General features: G+C 54.8%; 15 protein-coding genes. 6 read left to right on the top strand and 9 right to left on the bottom strand.

The window, feature by feature from the left end; translation table 11 throughout:
• Positions 1 to 153: 153 nt before the first annotated feature.
• The gene (locus tag GE278_09520; GenBank protein QLK60980.1) at positions 154 to 609 is read right to left on the bottom strand and encodes a hypothetical protein; all 456 of its coding nucleotides are present in this window, start codon (positions 607 to 609) and stop codon (positions 154 to 156) included.
• A 192-nt stretch (positions 610 to 801) separates the two neighbouring features.
• On the opposite strand from GE278_09520, the gene GE278_09515 reads away from it, so the two are divergent.
• Both GE278_09515 and GE278_09510 read left to right on the top strand, forming a co-directional pair.
• Positions 802 to 1,839, top strand: coding sequence for an alcohol dehydrogenase catalytic domain-containing protein (locus tag GE278_09515; GenBank protein QLK60979.1), 1,038 nt, complete (start codon positions 802 to 804; stop codon positions 1,837 to 1,839).
• A gap of 23 nt (positions 1,840 to 1,862) precedes the next feature.
• Positions 1,863 to 2,672 (top strand): DeoR family transcriptional regulator, encoded by an 810-nt coding sequence (locus GE278_09510; protein ID QLK60978.1) that lies wholly within the window; start codon positions 1,863 to 1,865, stop codon positions 2,670 to 2,672.
• 97 nt (positions 2,673 to 2,769) lie between these two features.
• Here the strand turns inward: GE278_09510 and lsrG are convergent, their stop codons facing one another.
• From lsrG to lsrA, 6 genes are read right to left on the bottom strand one after another with little or no spacing between them, the layout of a single operon-like run.
• Positions 2,770 to 3,060, bottom strand: coding sequence for a (4S)-4-hydroxy-5-phosphonooxypentane-2,3-dione isomerase (lsrG, locus tag GE278_09505; protein QLK60977.1), 291 nt, complete (start codon positions 3,058 to 3,060; stop codon positions 2,770 to 2,772).
• Between the two features lie 3 nt (positions 3,061 to 3,063).
• On the bottom strand, positions 3,064 to 3,939 hold the full coding sequence (gene lsrF, locus GE278_09500) for a 3-hydroxy-5-phosphonooxypentane-2,4-dione thiolase (GenBank protein QLK60976.1): 876 nt from the start codon (positions 3,937 to 3,939) through the stop codon (positions 3,064 to 3,066).
• A gap of 31 nt (positions 3,940 to 3,970) precedes the next feature.
• Positions 3,971 to 4,987 carry an autoinducer 2 ABC transporter substrate-binding protein LsrB gene (lsrB, locus tag GE278_09495; GenBank protein ID QLK60975.1) on the bottom strand — a complete coding sequence of 339 codons (1,017 nt, stop codon included), beginning with the start codon at positions 4,985 to 4,987 and terminating at the stop codon, positions 3,971 to 3,973.
• 13 nt (positions 4,988 to 5,000) lie between these two features.
• Positions 5,001 to 6,023, bottom strand: a complete 1,023-nt coding sequence (gene lsrD / locus GE278_09490) for an autoinducer 2 ABC transporter permease LsrD (GenBank protein QLK60974.1) — start codon at positions 6,021 to 6,023, stop codon at positions 5,001 to 5,003.
• Entirely contained in the window at positions 6,023 to 7,099 is a 1,077-nt protein-coding gene (gene lsrC, locus GE278_09485; protein ID QLK60973.1) for an autoinducer 2 ABC transporter permease LsrC, read from the bottom strand. Before lsrC ends, lsrD begins: the two co-directional genes overlap by 1 nt.
• Entirely contained in the window at positions 7,093 to 8,646 is a 1,554-nt protein-coding gene (lsrA, locus tag GE278_09480; protein ID QLK60972.1) for an autoinducer 2 ABC transporter ATP-binding protein LsrA, read from the bottom strand. Before lsrA ends, lsrC begins: the two co-directional genes overlap by 7 nt.
• A 231-nt stretch (positions 8,647 to 8,877) precedes the next feature.
• Here lsrA and lsrR point away from each other — a divergent pair, with 231 nt between their 5' ends.
• The 3 genes from lsrR to GE278_09465 all read left to right on the top strand — a co-directional run bounded on the left by lsrR (position 8,878) and on the right by GE278_09465 (position 12,243).
• The gene (lsrR, locus tag GE278_09475; GenBank protein QLK60971.1) at positions 8,878 to 9,864 is read left to right on the top strand and encodes a transcriptional regulator LsrR; all 987 of its coding nucleotides are present in this window, start codon (positions 8,878 to 8,880) and stop codon (positions 9,862 to 9,864) included.
• A gap of 112 nt (positions 9,865 to 9,976) precedes the next feature.
• Positions 9,977 to 11,527 (top strand): autoinducer-2 kinase, encoded by a 1,551-nt coding sequence (gene lsrK, locus GE278_09470; GenBank protein QLK63257.1) that lies wholly within the window; start codon positions 9,977 to 9,979, stop codon positions 11,525 to 11,527.
• Between the two features lie 485 nt (positions 11,528 to 12,012).
• Complete coding sequence (locus GE278_09465) at positions 12,013 to 12,243, top strand: hypothetical protein (protein QLK60970.1); 231 nt, start codon at positions 12,013 to 12,015, stop codon at positions 12,241 to 12,243.
• 202 nt (positions 12,244 to 12,445) lie between these two features.
• Here the strand turns inward: GE278_09465 and kdgT are convergent, their stop codons facing one another.
• Both kdgT and fsa read right to left on the bottom strand, forming a co-directional pair.
• Positions 12,446 to 13,441, bottom strand: a complete 996-nt coding sequence (kdgT, locus tag GE278_09460; GenBank protein ID QLK60969.1) for a 2-keto-3-deoxygluconate transporter — start codon at positions 13,439 to 13,441, stop codon at positions 12,446 to 12,448.
• Between the two features lie 265 nt (positions 13,442 to 13,706).
• The gene (gene fsa, locus GE278_09455; protein QLK60968.1) at positions 13,707 to 14,372 is read right to left on the bottom strand and encodes a fructose-6-phosphate aldolase; all 666 of its coding nucleotides are present in this window, start codon (positions 14,370 to 14,372) and stop codon (positions 13,707 to 13,709) included.
• 145 nt (positions 14,373 to 14,517) lie between these two features.
• Between fsa and GE278_09450 the strand changes: the two genes are divergently transcribed.
• On the top strand, positions 14,518 to 15,417 hold the full coding sequence (locus GE278_09450; protein QLK60967.1) for a glycyl-radical enzyme activating protein: 900 nt from the start codon (positions 14,518 to 14,520) through the stop codon (positions 15,415 to 15,417).
• Positions 15,418 to 15,419: the final 2 nt, after the last annotated feature.

The raw sequence follows: 15,419 nt of genomic DNA, 5'->3' as shown, positions 1-15,419 counted from the left end.
GGGGATGCAGCGTATGTCCCCACAACCAGAGTTTTTCAGCCAGCACTTACTACTGTTTAGATTCTTTTATTGTCGTTTGCTATCGATATTGATTGCGGTTTTTTGCCAACGGTCCGCACTCTCATAAATTCCCGATGAAGAGGCGTAAATCCGTTATTCGACATAACTGCTCATAATATCAATCACCTGAACATCTGTTTCCGCCCCGGCAATACGGTCTCTGAAGTCATCCTCCATGATGGCACCCGCAAGTTTCATCAGTATTCTGATATGCTCATCGCCCGCGCTTTCTTCCGGTACTGCAATCATAAAAACGTTCTGAACCCAGTCATCTTCATCCGTATCCCATAAAATCGGTTTCACCAGCCGCGCAAAGGCCACCACTGGCACGGCAACCGCGTCGCTCTTGCCGTGAGGAATTGCATAGTCATATCCCACCGCCGTTGAGAACTCGGACTCTCTTTTTTTAATGGAATACATGAAGTTATCAAAACCACCGGGTTTCAGGCTGCCGGTGACCTCTACCTTTCTCCCCATCAGCTGTAAAGCCTGCTCTTTATCCTGAGCGTCAAGATGCAGCATCACGGTCTCCGTTGTAAAAATTCGCATACTCTCTTCACCTCATTGCTGATAATTATCACTTACTATCGATTTTAAGCCACTCAACACCAAAACGATAGTAAACAATTGACATCGGTAATTTCATGACTAAACTCACAAGAATTCACATTGAGCCGACGAATTATTCAAATTGAGTTGACCAATGACCACGTTCCACCATGCAACCAATGAGAGGGTGTTATGAAAGCCATTCAGTTACTTGCCAAAGGCGAACTCCGTTTAACAGAACTGCCAAAACCAGAAATTGCGCCAGATGAAGTGCTGCTGACCTGTAAAGTCGGGGCAATTTGCGGTACCGATTTACGGATGCTGGCAAACGGCCACCGCCAGTCACCGCAGGCGTTGACGCTGGGACACGAATTATCAGGCGTTATTGAGGAAGTCGGGGCGAATGTCAGTCATGAATGGCGGGTGGGTATGCGCGTTGCGGTGGCGCCTAATTATGGTTGTGGCATATGTGACAGTTGCATTAGCGGCAACACGCAAACCTGTAAAAACTTCCAGGCCTTAGGGATTCAGAAAAACGGCGCATTTGCAGGCCACGTGGTTATTCCTGCCCGCGCCGTCCAGCAGGGAAACATCGTCGAGCTTCCGGACCATGTTTCTTTCGAGGAAGGTGCGCTTATCGAACCCTTTTCCTGCGTCTATAACGCGTTCGAGCGCTGTCATACACGCGTGGGCGATACGGTACTGGTGATTGGCGCAGGACCCATTGGTCTGATGCATGCCCTGTTGCATAAGGCTGCCGGTGCAGGAAAAGTGCTGATCAGCGATATCAATCCTGAACGGCTGGCGCTGGCCTGTGATTTCGACCCTGATTTTGTGCCAGTGAACGGAACAGATACCCTGACCGACGTCATGCGGATCACCCATAATCGGGGATGTGATGTCGTGATTACCGCTGCCTCCATTGCTGAGATTCAGTCGCTGGCGTTGGAACTGACTGCGCTCAACGGACGCGTTCTGTTCTTTGGAGGTTTACCTCATGGTAAAGAGAGGGTCAGCCTGGATACTAATATTATCCATTACCGGCAGATTACTGTGACGGGGATGAGCGGTCAGAATTTACGACAATATCGCGAAAGCCTGAGAATGATTTCCAATGGACTGATTAATCTGAAACAAATCTTGACTCATAAGTACTCTCTTGAACAATATGACGAAGCTTTTAGCGCCGCCCGTTCAGGACAGGCGCTAAAAGTCGCCTTTGTTTTATAACCAACCCAATACTGAGACAAATCATGAACGGTCATTCGGAAGATAAGGTTTTTTCGCTGGAACGTCAGCAGGCGATTCTGGCGATTGTTGAGGAGAACAAAAAAGCCACTGTCGCTGAGTTATGTCAGTTGTTTAAGGTCTCTACCTCAACGATCCGCAATGATCTTCGTGAAATGGAAAAGCAGATGCTGGTGACGCGAACCCACGGCGGCGTGCTCATTCGCAGTAAAACCGGTCTGGAAATGATGTCTACAGAGAAAGAGGTCTGCAACCATGATGCCAAAGTCAGGGTTGCAGAGCTTGCTCTTGAGCAAATTGAAGACGGCGATACTCTGTTACTGGATACCGGTACCACCACGCTCGAGCTGGCGAAAATGCTGGGCGAACGTCAGCAACTGACAGTGATTACTAATGATTTGAAGATTGCGCTGACGCTGGAAGATTCCGCAGGCGTGATCAATCTGTTTTTTATTGGCGGTGCGGTGCGTAAACAGCTGCACTGCGTTATTCCGTTTAGTAACGATAACAGCCTGTCTGATTTGATCATCGATAAAGCCATTATGGGTACCAATGGTTTTACGTTGAAAAATGGCGCAACGACGCCGGATGTGCGCCAGGCGGCGTTCAAAAAGAAAATGATTGCCTGCTCTACCAGCGTCATTTTGTTGGCAGATTCAACGAAAATTGGCCGGGATGCCTTCGCCAAATTCGCCGATATTTCCGATATTCATATTTTTATCACCGACAGCATCAAAGATGACGTCCGCGCAGGACTCGAAGCGCAGGGAATGGAAGTTCGCGACGGATCGTCTTCAGACAAAACCAGCGGGTAAAGTCCGCACTCTTATTCCGATTTTAAGAGGTGAACGGCTCCCTTTCCGGGAGCCGTGGGTATAGATACTCGTAGAGTAATGAGGGTTGACTCCACACTCACGGATATATGCCTCTGAACACCGTCTTCTTCCTTCCCTGCGACATAATCCCTTCTAACGCCTCAACGCAGGCCAGATAGTGCGGCGTTTTTTTATGCGCCAGCACCGCTGCCTCATCCACATAGGCTTCATAGATAAAAAACCGCGTCGCCACGTCTGCGTCCTGCAACACGTCGAACCGCAGATTTCCGGGTTCTTGCACCGCCCCGAGATGATTAGCGTGAAATACAGCCAGAAACTCGGCAATCTTGTCCGGCTGGACATTAATTTCAACCAGTGTCACTTCCATGATTTACCCCTTTTCGCTCAGGAACAGTTCGTAGGCATGTGCCACGCTGGCGTTTTCATGCACCACGGCTTTCACCGCATGGAGCATCGCCACCGGCGACTCCGACTGGAAGATGTTACGTCCCATATCGACGCCCGATGCGCCCTGATCCAGCGCTTTAAAGCACATTTCCAGCGCCTCGCGTTCGGGCAGTTTTTTGCCACCGGCGATCACGATCGGCACCGGGCAGCCGGCGGCGATTCGTTCGAAACCTTCATCCACAAAATAAGTTTTGATGATGTTCGCGCCCATTTCGGCAGCGATGCGCGTGGCCAGCGAGAAATACCGCTGATCGCGCGCCATGTCTTTGCCGACACCGGTTACCGCCATGGTCGGCATGCCATAACGCATCCCCTGATCGACCAGCTGGATAATGTTTTTGATCGACTGGTGTTCATATTCGCTGCCGATATACACCTGCGCCGCCATCGCTGCGACGTTGAGGCGCAGCGCGTCTTCTATGGCGACTGCAACTGTTTCATTGGAAAGCTCAGTCAGGATTGAATTACCGCCCGACGCACGCATCACCACTGGTTTATTGACGGCCGCGGGCACCACGCTGCGCAGCACGCCACGAGTACACATCAGCACGTCAGTGTGCGCAAACAGCGGCGCAATGTTGATATCGATGCGTTCAAGGCCGGTGGTTGGCCCCTGGAAATAGCCGTGATCGAAGGCCAGCATCACCGTCCGGCCCGAGTCCGGATTGAAGATGCGCGCCAGACGCGACTGCATGCCCCAGTCAAGCTGGCCGCTGCCTTTGAGGAAAAATGCCCGGTTCTCCTGCGGCGTACCGATGCCGAAATTCTTGCCGTCTCTGATATCGTCCAAATCTGCCATTGTGCGTCTCCTTTATCGAAAACCGTTATCGTCAGAAATCGTATTTACCGATGTTGTCTTTGGTGAAGACCACGCGTTCCGGCAGCAGAACAATGCCGTTGCCTTTGGCCTCATACTGGTAGCCCTGCACGCTGTTCGGCACCACTTCCACCGTCCCGACGTCCGGTACATCCAGTTTGTCACCCACGTTCAGGTCGCCTTTTTTCAACAGCTGATCGGCGACGTAAACCGAAATTTTGCCCTGACTGACCACGTCCCACAGGCCGAACTGTTTGACCGTGCCACGCTCAACGTAGGGACGCATGACGTTCGGGGTACTGAACCCGACGATAGTCACGTCTTTACGTTTAAGGTTTTCTGCCGCCTGCGCCGCAGCCGGTAAGGCGTTGGCGTCGGGCGCAATAATCGCATCCAGATCGCCATAGGATTTCAGGATCCCTTCGGCGGTTTGCAGGGATTTAGTCGCGTCGTTATAGCCGTACTGCGTAGTGACAATTTCCCAGCCCGGATGCTCTTTGGCGATTTTGGCTTTCGCCTCTTTTACCCATTGATTCTGATCCGTCACCGTCGGGCTGGAATAGAAGAACGCGACTTTGGCTTTGTCTTTTTTCACCTGACTGGAAGTCATATCCACCAGCATCGAGCCGAGTTGCTGCGGCGTACCCTGATTGATGTAAATAGAGCGGCACTCCGGCTTGGTATCGGAATCCCAGGTCAGCACTTTCACGCCGCGCTGCATGGCGCGTTTGAGTGCCGGACAAAGGCCGTCCGGCGACACTGCTGCAACGATAATCGCGTTGTATCCCTGGTTGACGAAGTTATTGATCATCTGCACCTGACCGGACACGCTCGGTTCGGTCGGGCCGTCGTAGGTGACATCCACGCCCAGCGCTTTCCCCGCCGCCGTCGCCCCGTTGCCGCCGCTGGTGAAGTACCCGACGCCGACCAGTTTTGGAATAAAAGCGATGCGTTCAGCGGCCTGCGCACTCAGGCAAGCGAGGCTGACGGCACTGACGATAAGCATGGTTTTCAGCATTTTGGTTTTCATCTTGCACCCCGGTTCATTTGGATAATAAAGAAGGAGAAGACGCAGACCAGCGCTGGCGGTAACGCTGGAAAACACTGCGGATAAGACCCCGGTTAAGGCTGGCGGAGCGCCCTATCACCACCAGAATCAGCAGCGCACCGGACAGCGCGCTGGAGACCTGGCTGGAAACGCCGACCATCTGCAGGCCCTGTTGTAAGTAGCCGATCAGCAGCGTCGCCAGCGCCGTGCCGAGAATGGAACCCGAACCGCCGTAGATATTCGCGCCACCGAGCACCACGGCGGTGATCGCCGGCATCAGCAGCGCATTGCCGAGATCCGAACGCGCCGAGCCGAAATAAGAGGTCATCAGGATGGCCGCCACCGCCGATGCCAGCCCGGTCATGCCGTACAATGCACACACCGTCCGGCTAACCGGCAGCGCACCGTAGCGCGCCACGCGGGCATTCTGGCCGATGAGAAACACGTTGCGCCCGGTGCGACTGCGGTGCATCAGTAGCCAGAAAAACAGCGTGGCGGCGAGGAAAATCAGCAGCGGCATTGGCAGGCCGAGCACTATCTGACTGGCAAAATTAGTGAAAACGTCCGGGAAATTACCGATGCCTTCAAAGCCGGTCGCGCCCGCCAGCCCTGAGAGCAGTAAGGCGCTGCCGCCGAACAGGTACAGCGTGCCGAGCGTTATCACCAGCGGATTGACGCCGGTATACAGAATTAGCGCCGCGTTGAGTAAACCGCAGGCCGCGCCGAGCGCCAGCGTGAGGACAATCGCCAGTGCCAGCGGTACACCGGCCTGACACAACACGCCGAGCGCGATGGCGCACAGGCCGATGGTTGAGCCAAAGGAAATGTCGATACCGCCGCTGACAATCACCAGCGTCAGCGGCAGCGCCACAATGCCGATGGTGATGAAATCGCTGGTGCTGAACAGCAACGTATTAGCATCAAGCATCCGCGGATTCGCGAAGCCGAACAGCAGGATTTCCAGTATCAGTAACGCCAGCAGCGCCGCTTCCCAGCCATACTGTTGAAGGATTTTCATCACGCCACCCCGCCTTTTTTACCGGCGCTTAACCGGCGTGTGAGATGTTTTTGCTGTTCCGGTTTACGTTCAGCAGGCTTCTTCTGTTCGGGCTGACCAGAGGAAAGGAAACGGGCATATTTCTGGCGGCGAAGATTTTTCTGTAATGCCTGACGCAGCCTGCCGTCGAACACCAGCACGGCCAGCAAGACCAGTCCGGCGATGAAGTCGTTCCACCACGCAGGCAGGCGGAGCAGCACCAGTACGCTGTCGATTTGGGTGAGGAAATACGCGCCGAGCACCGCACCGAGGATCGAACCGGTCCCGCCAAGCAGACTGATCCCCCCCAGCACACAGGCGGCGATGGCTTTCATTTCCAGCCCGCTGCCAGTTTGATTTGGAACAAAACCGATTTGCGAGGCGAAAACTATACCAGCGATCGCCGCCATCATGCCGTTAATGCCGAACGCAAGAATGCGCACACGGTTAACCGCCACGCCGAGCTGCCGCGCGCCCTGCAAATTGTCGCCGACGGCGTAGAAGCTGCGGCCAAACGTGGTTCGGCTGAGCATCCAGAACATCGCGCTCAGCAGTACAATCACGCCCGACCCCAGCGCAGAAACGCCAAGGAATACTGGCTCAGACAACGATTTCAGCCCCGCAGGTAAACCTTCAATCCATTTGCCGCCGGTCATCAGCAGCATCAATCCGCGATATAACCCGAGCGTACCGAGCGTCGCGACTATCGCCGGAATACGCAGCCACGCGACCAGCACGCCGTTGAACAATCCGGCCAGCAGCCCGGTACCCAGCGTAATGACGCAGGCCAGCGCCAGATTCATGCCGCCGTTGAGCAATACCCCGAGCGTGACGGCGCACAGGCCGGTTATCGACCCCACCGACACATCAATATTGCGGGTCAGCATTACCAGCGTCGCGCCCATCGCCAGAAGCATCAGGATCTGCGCGCTGCCGAAAATCATGCTCAACGTCTGGAAGCTGAACGATTGCCTGTCCATAACGCCAAGCAGCGAAAACAGCGCGATAATTGCCATCAGCGCGGTCAGTTCACGATTGTTTTGTATCCGCTTTAGCATGAGGATCCTCCGGTGGCGGCGGTCTGGGGATGATTACCAAAAGCGATGTGCATGATGTTATTGACGTTGATCTCGCTGCCCTGCAATTCACCGCTCATCTCGCCCTGATGCATAACGAAAACACGATCCGCCAGCGCCTCAATTTCATCCAGATCGGAAGAAATGAGGATCACCGCGACGTTCTGTTCAACAACGTTGCGCATCAGCTGATAGATATCGGCGCGGGCGGAGACATCCACGCCGCGCGTCGGTTCGTCGACGATTAGCACCGCAGGCTGCGCTTCCAGACATTTGGCGATCAGCAGCTTTTGCTGATTGCCGCCGGACAACGTGCGGGCGGTTTGTGAACCGTCGCGGTACTTGATCCCGAGAGCGCGGTGATAGCGTTCGAGCACCGCCGCTTCGCGTTTGATGTTCAGCCACCAGCTCTGACGGTTAAACGTCAGCGAGGTGGTGTTCCAGCTCAGCGGCGCATCCAGGTACAGCCCAGACGCCTGCCGGTCTTCTGGCAGATACACCAGTCCCTTTTGCAGCCGCTGCAATGTATTCAGCCCGCTGATCTCCTGTTGCATCAAACGCATCAGACCGCTTTTTGCCTCGCGCAGGCCATACAGCGTTTCTGCCAGTTCGGTTCGCCCTGCCCCGACAACGCCTGCCAGCCCGACGATTTCCCCGGCGCGGGCGCTAAAAGAAATATCGATAAAGCCTTCGCCGGTGAGGTTTTCTACCTGTAAGACCGGTTCTTTGCCTCTGGTATTGCGCCGCGTGCCGGGTACATCCAGCCACATTTTTTGTTCTGCGGGCAGCGCCAGATCCTGCATATGCGGCGTGATGGCGCGGATCAGCGCGTCATTATCAAGTTCATCAAGTGTGCCGCTGAGCGCAATTTTGCCGTCGCGCATCACGCTGACCCTGTCGGCAATCGCGCGGATTTCAGGCAGCTTGTGTGAGATAAACACCACGCCAACGCCTTTTGCGGTGAGATGGCGAACCTGCGTAAACATACGGGCGGATTCGGCGGGCGTCAGGGAGGCGGTGGGTTCATCGAGGATCAGCAAACGGGCATCACGCATCAGCCCGCGCAGGATTTCCACCAGTTGCTGATCCGCCACTTCCAGCGTTCCGGCCAGCGCGCCGAGTGGCAGATTGCAGCCCAGCCCGGCCAGCGTTTCGGTCAGTTTTTTCTCGCTTGCCTGACGTGCGGGTAAACGGAAAAGAATGTTTTCGCGCACCGTCAGACTCGGAAAAAGCATCGGCTCCTGGGGCACCAGATAAATACCTGCCTGATGCGCTTTCGCCGGTGTCAGCGCCAGCAGCGGCGCACCGCCAAAGTGCATTTTGCCGCAGTCAGCCGTTTCGATACCGGCGATGATTTTCATCAGCGTCGACTTCCCCGCTCCGTTCCCACCCAGCAACGCGTGAACTTCACCGGCGTGCAAACTGAAACCGATATCCTTCAGTACCGCCACGCCGGAATAGCTTTTGCTTACGCCGCTGACCTGCAACAACAACGTAGAGGAAGTGGAGACGTGTTCTGGCTGCTGCATACAACACCCTCAGGCCGGATACATTAAATGAACAAATGTATTTATTGTTTAACAATGTTCATAAACCTAGTCTGCGATGAGCAGGAAAACTTATGCATCGATCACAGTTTGTTCAACTCATATACTCTGCGATATGATTAAGGCGGCAATCATTCAGAATTTGCCATACACATCACAGTTAACAACATTTCGTTAACGAACAATTGATCTACATTTTGATAAGTGTTCACTATGACTTCTGAGAACGGCAAGAAAACGAACCTGTCCGATTTGACTAACCATCTGGAATTCAGCATGGGTGAAGAGGAACTGCTGGCGCGCACCGCGTGGTTCTATTACCACGACGGCCTGACCCAGAATGAGATTGGTGAACGGCTCGGGCTGACGCGGCTGAAAGTATCGCGCCTGCTGGAGAAAGGCCGGCAGTCGGGTGTGATCCGCGTGCAAATTAACTCGCGTTTTGAGGGCTGTTTGTCGCTGGAAAATACTCTTCTGGAACGTTTTGGTTTACAGCAAATCCGCGTACTGCCGCAGCTGGCCGACGGTTCGCTGAGCGCACGTCTGGGCGTTGGCGCGGCGCATATGCTGATGACGTTGCTCAAACCTGAACAGCTGCTGGCGGTGGGTTTTGGTGAAACAGCAATGAGCACGCTGCAACATCTGAGCGGTTTCATCTCTTCTCAGCAGATCCGCATGGTGACGCTTTCCGGCGGCGTAGGCCCTTACATGACCGGCATCGGCCAGCTCGACGCGGCATGTGGTGTGAGCATTATTCCGGCGCCGCTGCGCGCGTCTTCAGCCAGCGTCGCGGCGATTTTTCGACAAGAGCGCAACGTCCACGACGTGATGCTCGCGGCCTGCGCAGCCGATATCGCAGTGGTCGGCATCGGCTCGCTGAATCAGAAACAGGAAGCGACCATTTTACGCTCCGGTTACATCAGCGAAGGTGAGCAGCTGCTGTTTGCCCGCAAAGGCGCGGTCGGTGACATTCTTGGATTCTTTATGCAGCGCAATGGCGAGCTGGCGGAAAACATGGCGATCCACGATGAGCTGATCGCCGTCGCGCCCGACGAGCTGGCCAGCATTCCAACCGTACTCGGCGTGGCGGGCGGCATCGAAAAAGCCGAAGCGATTGTCGCGGCGCTGAAAGGCAAACGCATTAATGCACTGGTTACTGAAGAGAGCACAGCAAGAGCCATGCTGGCGCTGCTCGGCTGACCCGCAGGGTTTCTGGGGGGTGGCGGTCAGGTAACAGGTGCCCGATAAACCGGCACGAGAGAAACTGGCGATGACCTCAACCCTGAACTCTGACGACGATCGTAGCTATTTAATGGCGCTGGACGCCGGCACCGGCAGCGTACGCGCGGTGATTTTCAATCTCGAAGGCGAGCAAATCGCCGCCGGACAGGCCGAGTGGATCCATCTGGCCGTGCCGGATGTGCCCGGTTCGATGGAATTCGATCTGCAAAAAAACTGGCAGCTGGCCTGTCAGTGCATCCGCCAGGCGCTGCACGACGCGCACCTTCCCGCCTCCGCCATCCGCGCCGTGGCCGCCTGTTCAATGCGCGAAGGCATCGTCCTGTATGATAAATCCGGTGAACCAATCTGGGCCTGTGCCAACGTCGATGCACGCGCCAGCCGTGAAGTGTCAGAATTGAAAGAAATCCACGATTCTCAGTTTGAGCGCGAAGTGTATGAATGCTCGGGCCAGACGCTGGCACTGAGCGCTATGCCGCGCCTGCTGTGGCTGGCGCACCATCGCCCGGACATTTACCGGCAGGCGGCGACGGTCACCATGATCAGCGACTGGCTGGCCTATAAGCTCAGCGGCGAGCTGGCGGTGGATCCCTCCAACGCAGGCACTACCGGCATGCTGGATCTCGCCACGCGCAACTGGCGGCCTGAGTTACTGGATATGGCCGGTCTGCGCGCCGACATGCTTTCACCGGTAGCCGAAACCGGCACGCGTCTCGGCTACGTGACGGCCAGCGCGGCAGAGGGCTGCGGGCTGAAAGCGGGAACACCGGTCGGCATGGGCGGCGGCGATGCCCAACTGGGTACCCTCGGCCTCGGCCTGGTGCGACCCGGCCAGACGGCGGTGCTCGGCGGCACGTTCTGGCAGCAAATCGTCAATCTGCCCGCGCCGATCACCGATCCCGAAATGAACATCCGTGTGAATCCTCACGTGATCCCCGGCATGGCGCAGGCTGAATCCATCAGTTTCTTCACCGGCCTGACCATGCGCTGGTTCCGCGATGCGTTCTGCACCGAAGAGAAAACCCTCGCCCAGCGGCTTGGCGTCGATACCTACAGCCTGCTGGAAGACATGGCCGCCCGTGTGCCGGTCGGTTCATGGGGCGTGACGCCGGTTTTCTCCGATGCGATGCATTTCAAAAACTGGTATCACGCCGCGCCCTCGTTCATCAATCTCTCCATCGACCCTGAAAAATGCAACAAACCGACGCTGTTCCGCGCGCTGGAAGAAAATGCCGCCATCGTCTCGGCCTGTAATCTGGACATGATCGCCAGCTTCTCCGGCGTGCGTGCCAAATCGCTGGTCTTTTCCGGCGGGGGTTCAAAAGGCAAGTTGTGGTGTCAGATTTTAAGTGACGTCACCGGCGTACCGGTCAACGTGCCGGTTGTGAAAGAAGCCACTGCGTTGGGCTGTGCGATTGCAGCAGGTGTCGCGGCAGGCGTCTATTCTTCCCTGGCGGAAACCGGCGAAGCGCTGGTGCGCTGGGAGCGGGAGTATCAGCCGGTGGCGGCAAACCATGAACTTTATCTTGCGCAGAAGGCGAACTGGCAGGCGGTGTACGCTGACCAGCTGGGGTTGGTGGACAGGCATCTGACGACGTCGATGTGGAAAGCACCGGGATTGTGATGCGGGCATCGGGTTTGATATTTGATAAGGGCTGACCGAGAAGATTTCGATTTCTCATGAACTGTGATCATATGGACTTTCGCATCGAAATCGAGCAAGCGGGCGCTGGGAGGGGGTATTACCTACGGTTCAATAATACAAACTCTTCATTACATAACTTATCTCTATGGCTTACATCCGTTGCATTTTAGTTTGCGCGATGCTTTCCAGTTCCTTGAAAACGCTATTTTTTTAATTTTATATCGGCGTATCGTCTCTCTCGCTGCGGCAAAATCTGCAGTCAGGATTTGCAACCTGTGAATATTGGTTAGTGCGTGGTTAAATGCCCATGTAGATCCCGCTGTTAATTTTCGGCGGGTCAGGCAGAGCAGCCTGTGGGCTGGCTGGTTTTGACCTATTCCCAGTATTGCAAACTCTGCCTGATCCGCCACCCGTGCGATTTGCAACGCACAGGGGACTAAACACTCATTGAATAGGAATTTAATATGAAAAATATAACTTCACTGACCGATGAGGGTTTGTTTGATAAAACCCCGCTGGAGATTGATGAGCTGACCGATCAATGTCGTGCGTTGAGTATCGCCATCACCGAGATAACGAACCCTGTCGCCAAAGAGATTCTGAATTTTATCCTCTGGGAGCGTCTCGACGTACTGAATGATGTGCTGACAATGTCAGCGAATGATAACGGGGAAGAGATTGAGTTAGCGATATGAGTCATTTGCCATATCTCCTCCCCCCTTCACAGCAGGAGCAAAACAAACCGGCTGAGCGCCTTTTTTATAAAATGGTGAGGGGTCGTAATTAAAAAATCCTGCGGAACGCAACGGCCTGAAGACCTGTGGCTTCAGGACCGAGTGAAGGCATCGCGCAGCGGCAGGGTTTTGCGCCACTCAGGCAGCGGCCCCGGCAAAACAATCATTTAATATTCGCCGCTACATCCATCGCGACTTTCCCTTTAATGGCTTTATTTTTCACTCTCCGCGACCACATCGCAGTCAGTATCGGGACTAATATCGAGGTGACGATAACCGATGTGGCGACCAGCGCCGTCGCTGCCGGAGCAACCGCTTTAAACTGTGGCACCATCTCGGCGATCAGCACAGGCGTAGCGACTGCGGCTCCGGCGGAACTGGAGGCCGCAATACCCGCAGTACCGTCGCCACCGCCGATGAATTTATCGGCCAGAATTAACGGAATACCGGTCAGGATAATCACAGAAACACCCAGCAACACACCCAGCAAGCCAGTTTGTGCGATAACCGTCAGATTGATGGTGTTGCCGAGTGCAAAGGCGAAGAACGGGATCAGCGTTTGTACTGCTTTGCTGAAGAATTCACGCAGTTCAGGATCGAGATTACCTAACCCAAAACCGATCAGGAATGGCAGCACCGCGCCGACAAAAACGTGCGGTTCGAAAGAGGCAATACCGGCAGTACCGAGAATAATCATGGTCATCAGCGGGCCGGACTCCAGAGACATCAGCACGAAAGCGCCCGCCTCTTCTTTGGTGCCATATTGCTGCATCACCGAGGCGTACAACCCGCCGTTAGTCATATCCATCGATGCGACCAACGCCAGGACGGAAAGCCCGGCGAAGAAGCCAAACTCGACGCCATTTTCCGGCATGAAGCGCGATGCCACCGCCGCCACAATCCATGCCACGGCGATTTTGGTCACCACCAGCGTGCCTGATTTACGCAGCACCGTTCCGGTCGCACTCAGTTTAATCGACGCTCCCATGCAGAAGAACCACACCGCCAGAATTGGCACGGTGCCGGTAATCAGGCCGTTGGTAAAGGAGCCGAAATATTTACCTGAGTCAGGTGCAAACGTATGACAAAGCGCACCGATGAAGAGAGGAACTAACATCATCCCGCCGGGAATTTTTTCTATCGCTCGTTTAATGTGCATAATTTCCACCTGAAGTAAAAGTAACGTATTACCGAATGCCGCTACGTTATCCATTCTCCAGGCTTATAAAAGTGACGCTAATCATAAAATGAAACGATGTTTCTATTTTTTAGATCGTGGGTTTTATTAATTTATCTCGTCAATAATTAATTTCAGCGCGAAATCACATTTTAAGATTATTAGTACGAAAATTCTTAACTCGCAGAAACAAAAAACCCGCAACAGTTGCCTGTGCGGGGGAATGTAAAAGGGAAACGCAGAAAGATCAGCTAAGCGTGGTCGTACCGAAAGCCTGACGCCAGTCGGCATCGAACTTGTCTACCGCAGACTGCACGGCAGGCGTGTTAAGCAACTGTTCGGCAACATCCACCGGCAAGGTGATCGACTGGCAGCCCGCCAGCAGACAATCCATCGCCTGACGCGGCGTTCTGAAACTCGCCGCCAGCACTTTTGACTGCGGCGTATGCAGGCTGAGCAGCGTCTGTAATTCTTTCACCATCGCAATGCCGTCGCCACCCTGAGCGTCCAGACGGTTCACGTACGGCGCAACATATTCCGCACCTGCCAGCGCCGACAATAAACCCTGACCTGCGCCATAAACGGCGGTACCGAGCGTTGGAATATTCATGCCTTTCAGCTTTTTAATCGCTGCCAAACCTTCGCTGGTCACCGGAATTTTTACCACCAGACCAGAAACCCGCTGCGACAACAGCAGCGCTTCGGCAACCATCTGTTCGGCATCGGACGCCATCACCTGAGCAAATAATTTTCCGGTCCCGCCCAGCGCATCACGCAGCGCAGGCAACACATCCCACAGCGATTTTCCCTCTTTCGCCACAATACTCGGATTGGTGGTCACACCCTGCAACGGCAGAATGCGTGAAAGACGTTTAACCGCAATGACATCGGCAGTATCGAGATACAACTCCATAACTTTCTCCTTGAAACCTGTGAGCGAATGCAAAGTCCGGAGATTGTACGCCAGCAAGCGCAAGGTTTGTTGATCACCATCAAAATCACTTTCGAATGAAAGGTAGTAGATTGTGAATGAAGAATTCAGCAGCAGGAGTGTCGGTATGATTTTCAACGTGCAGCGTTATTCCACCCATGACGGTCCGGGGATCCGCACAGTCGTGTTTCTCAAAGGCTGTTCGCTGAGCTGTACGTGGTGTCAGAACCCGGAAAGCCGCTCGGCTGAACCCGATGTGCTGTTCGATTCCCGCCTGTGCAGCGCCGGTTGCCAGCACTGCGCGCAGACATTTCCCCACGCGGTGACGATCGCCGACAGCGGCATTCAGATCCGCCGTGAAAACTTTCTCCAAAATGATTTATGTCAGTTTGAACAGGTCTGCCCTGCCGGTGCGCTGAGCGCGTGCGGCGATGAAACCGACATCGACGCCCTGATGAAGCAAATCCTGCGTGATAAACCTTTTTATCAGCGTACCGGCGGCGGCGTAACGCTCTCCGGCGGAGAACCTTTTATGCAGCCACAAACAGCGCTCACGCTGCTGCAACGTTGCCGTCAGGAAGGTTTACACACGGCGGTGGAAAGCTGCCTGCATGTGCCATGGAAATACATCGAACCTTCACTCGGCGCGCTGGATCTGCTGCTGGCGGATTTGAAACACGTCGCCGATGAACCTTTCAGACGCCTGACCGGTGGTTCGGCGAAACGGGTACTGGATAATTTCCGTCGGCTGGCCGCTGCCGGGCAAAAGCTTATCGTCCGCGTCCCGCTGATCCCCGATTTCAATGCCGACCGGGCATCTATCCGCCAGATTGTGGATTTTGCTGCGAATGAGACCGTCTGCGAGGCGATTCACTTTTTGCCGTATCACACCCTCGGTATCAACAAATATGTCCTGCTCGGACAACCCTATCTGGCCCCGCGCCAGCCGTTAAATGACCCCGATCTGCTGACGTTCGCCGAAGAATACGCCGCCGGTAAAGGGCTTTGTGCACAGTTAAGAGGATAACA

It is taken from the genome of Enterobacteriaceae bacterium Kacie_13 (assembly GCA_013457415.1).
In the GTDB taxonomy this organism is placed as follows: Bacteria; Pseudomonadota; Gammaproteobacteria; order Enterobacterales; family Enterobacteriaceae; genus Rahnella.
The sequence above is the reverse complement of the archived record's forward strand: the minus strand, read 5'-3'. Positions and strand labels throughout refer to the sequence as shown.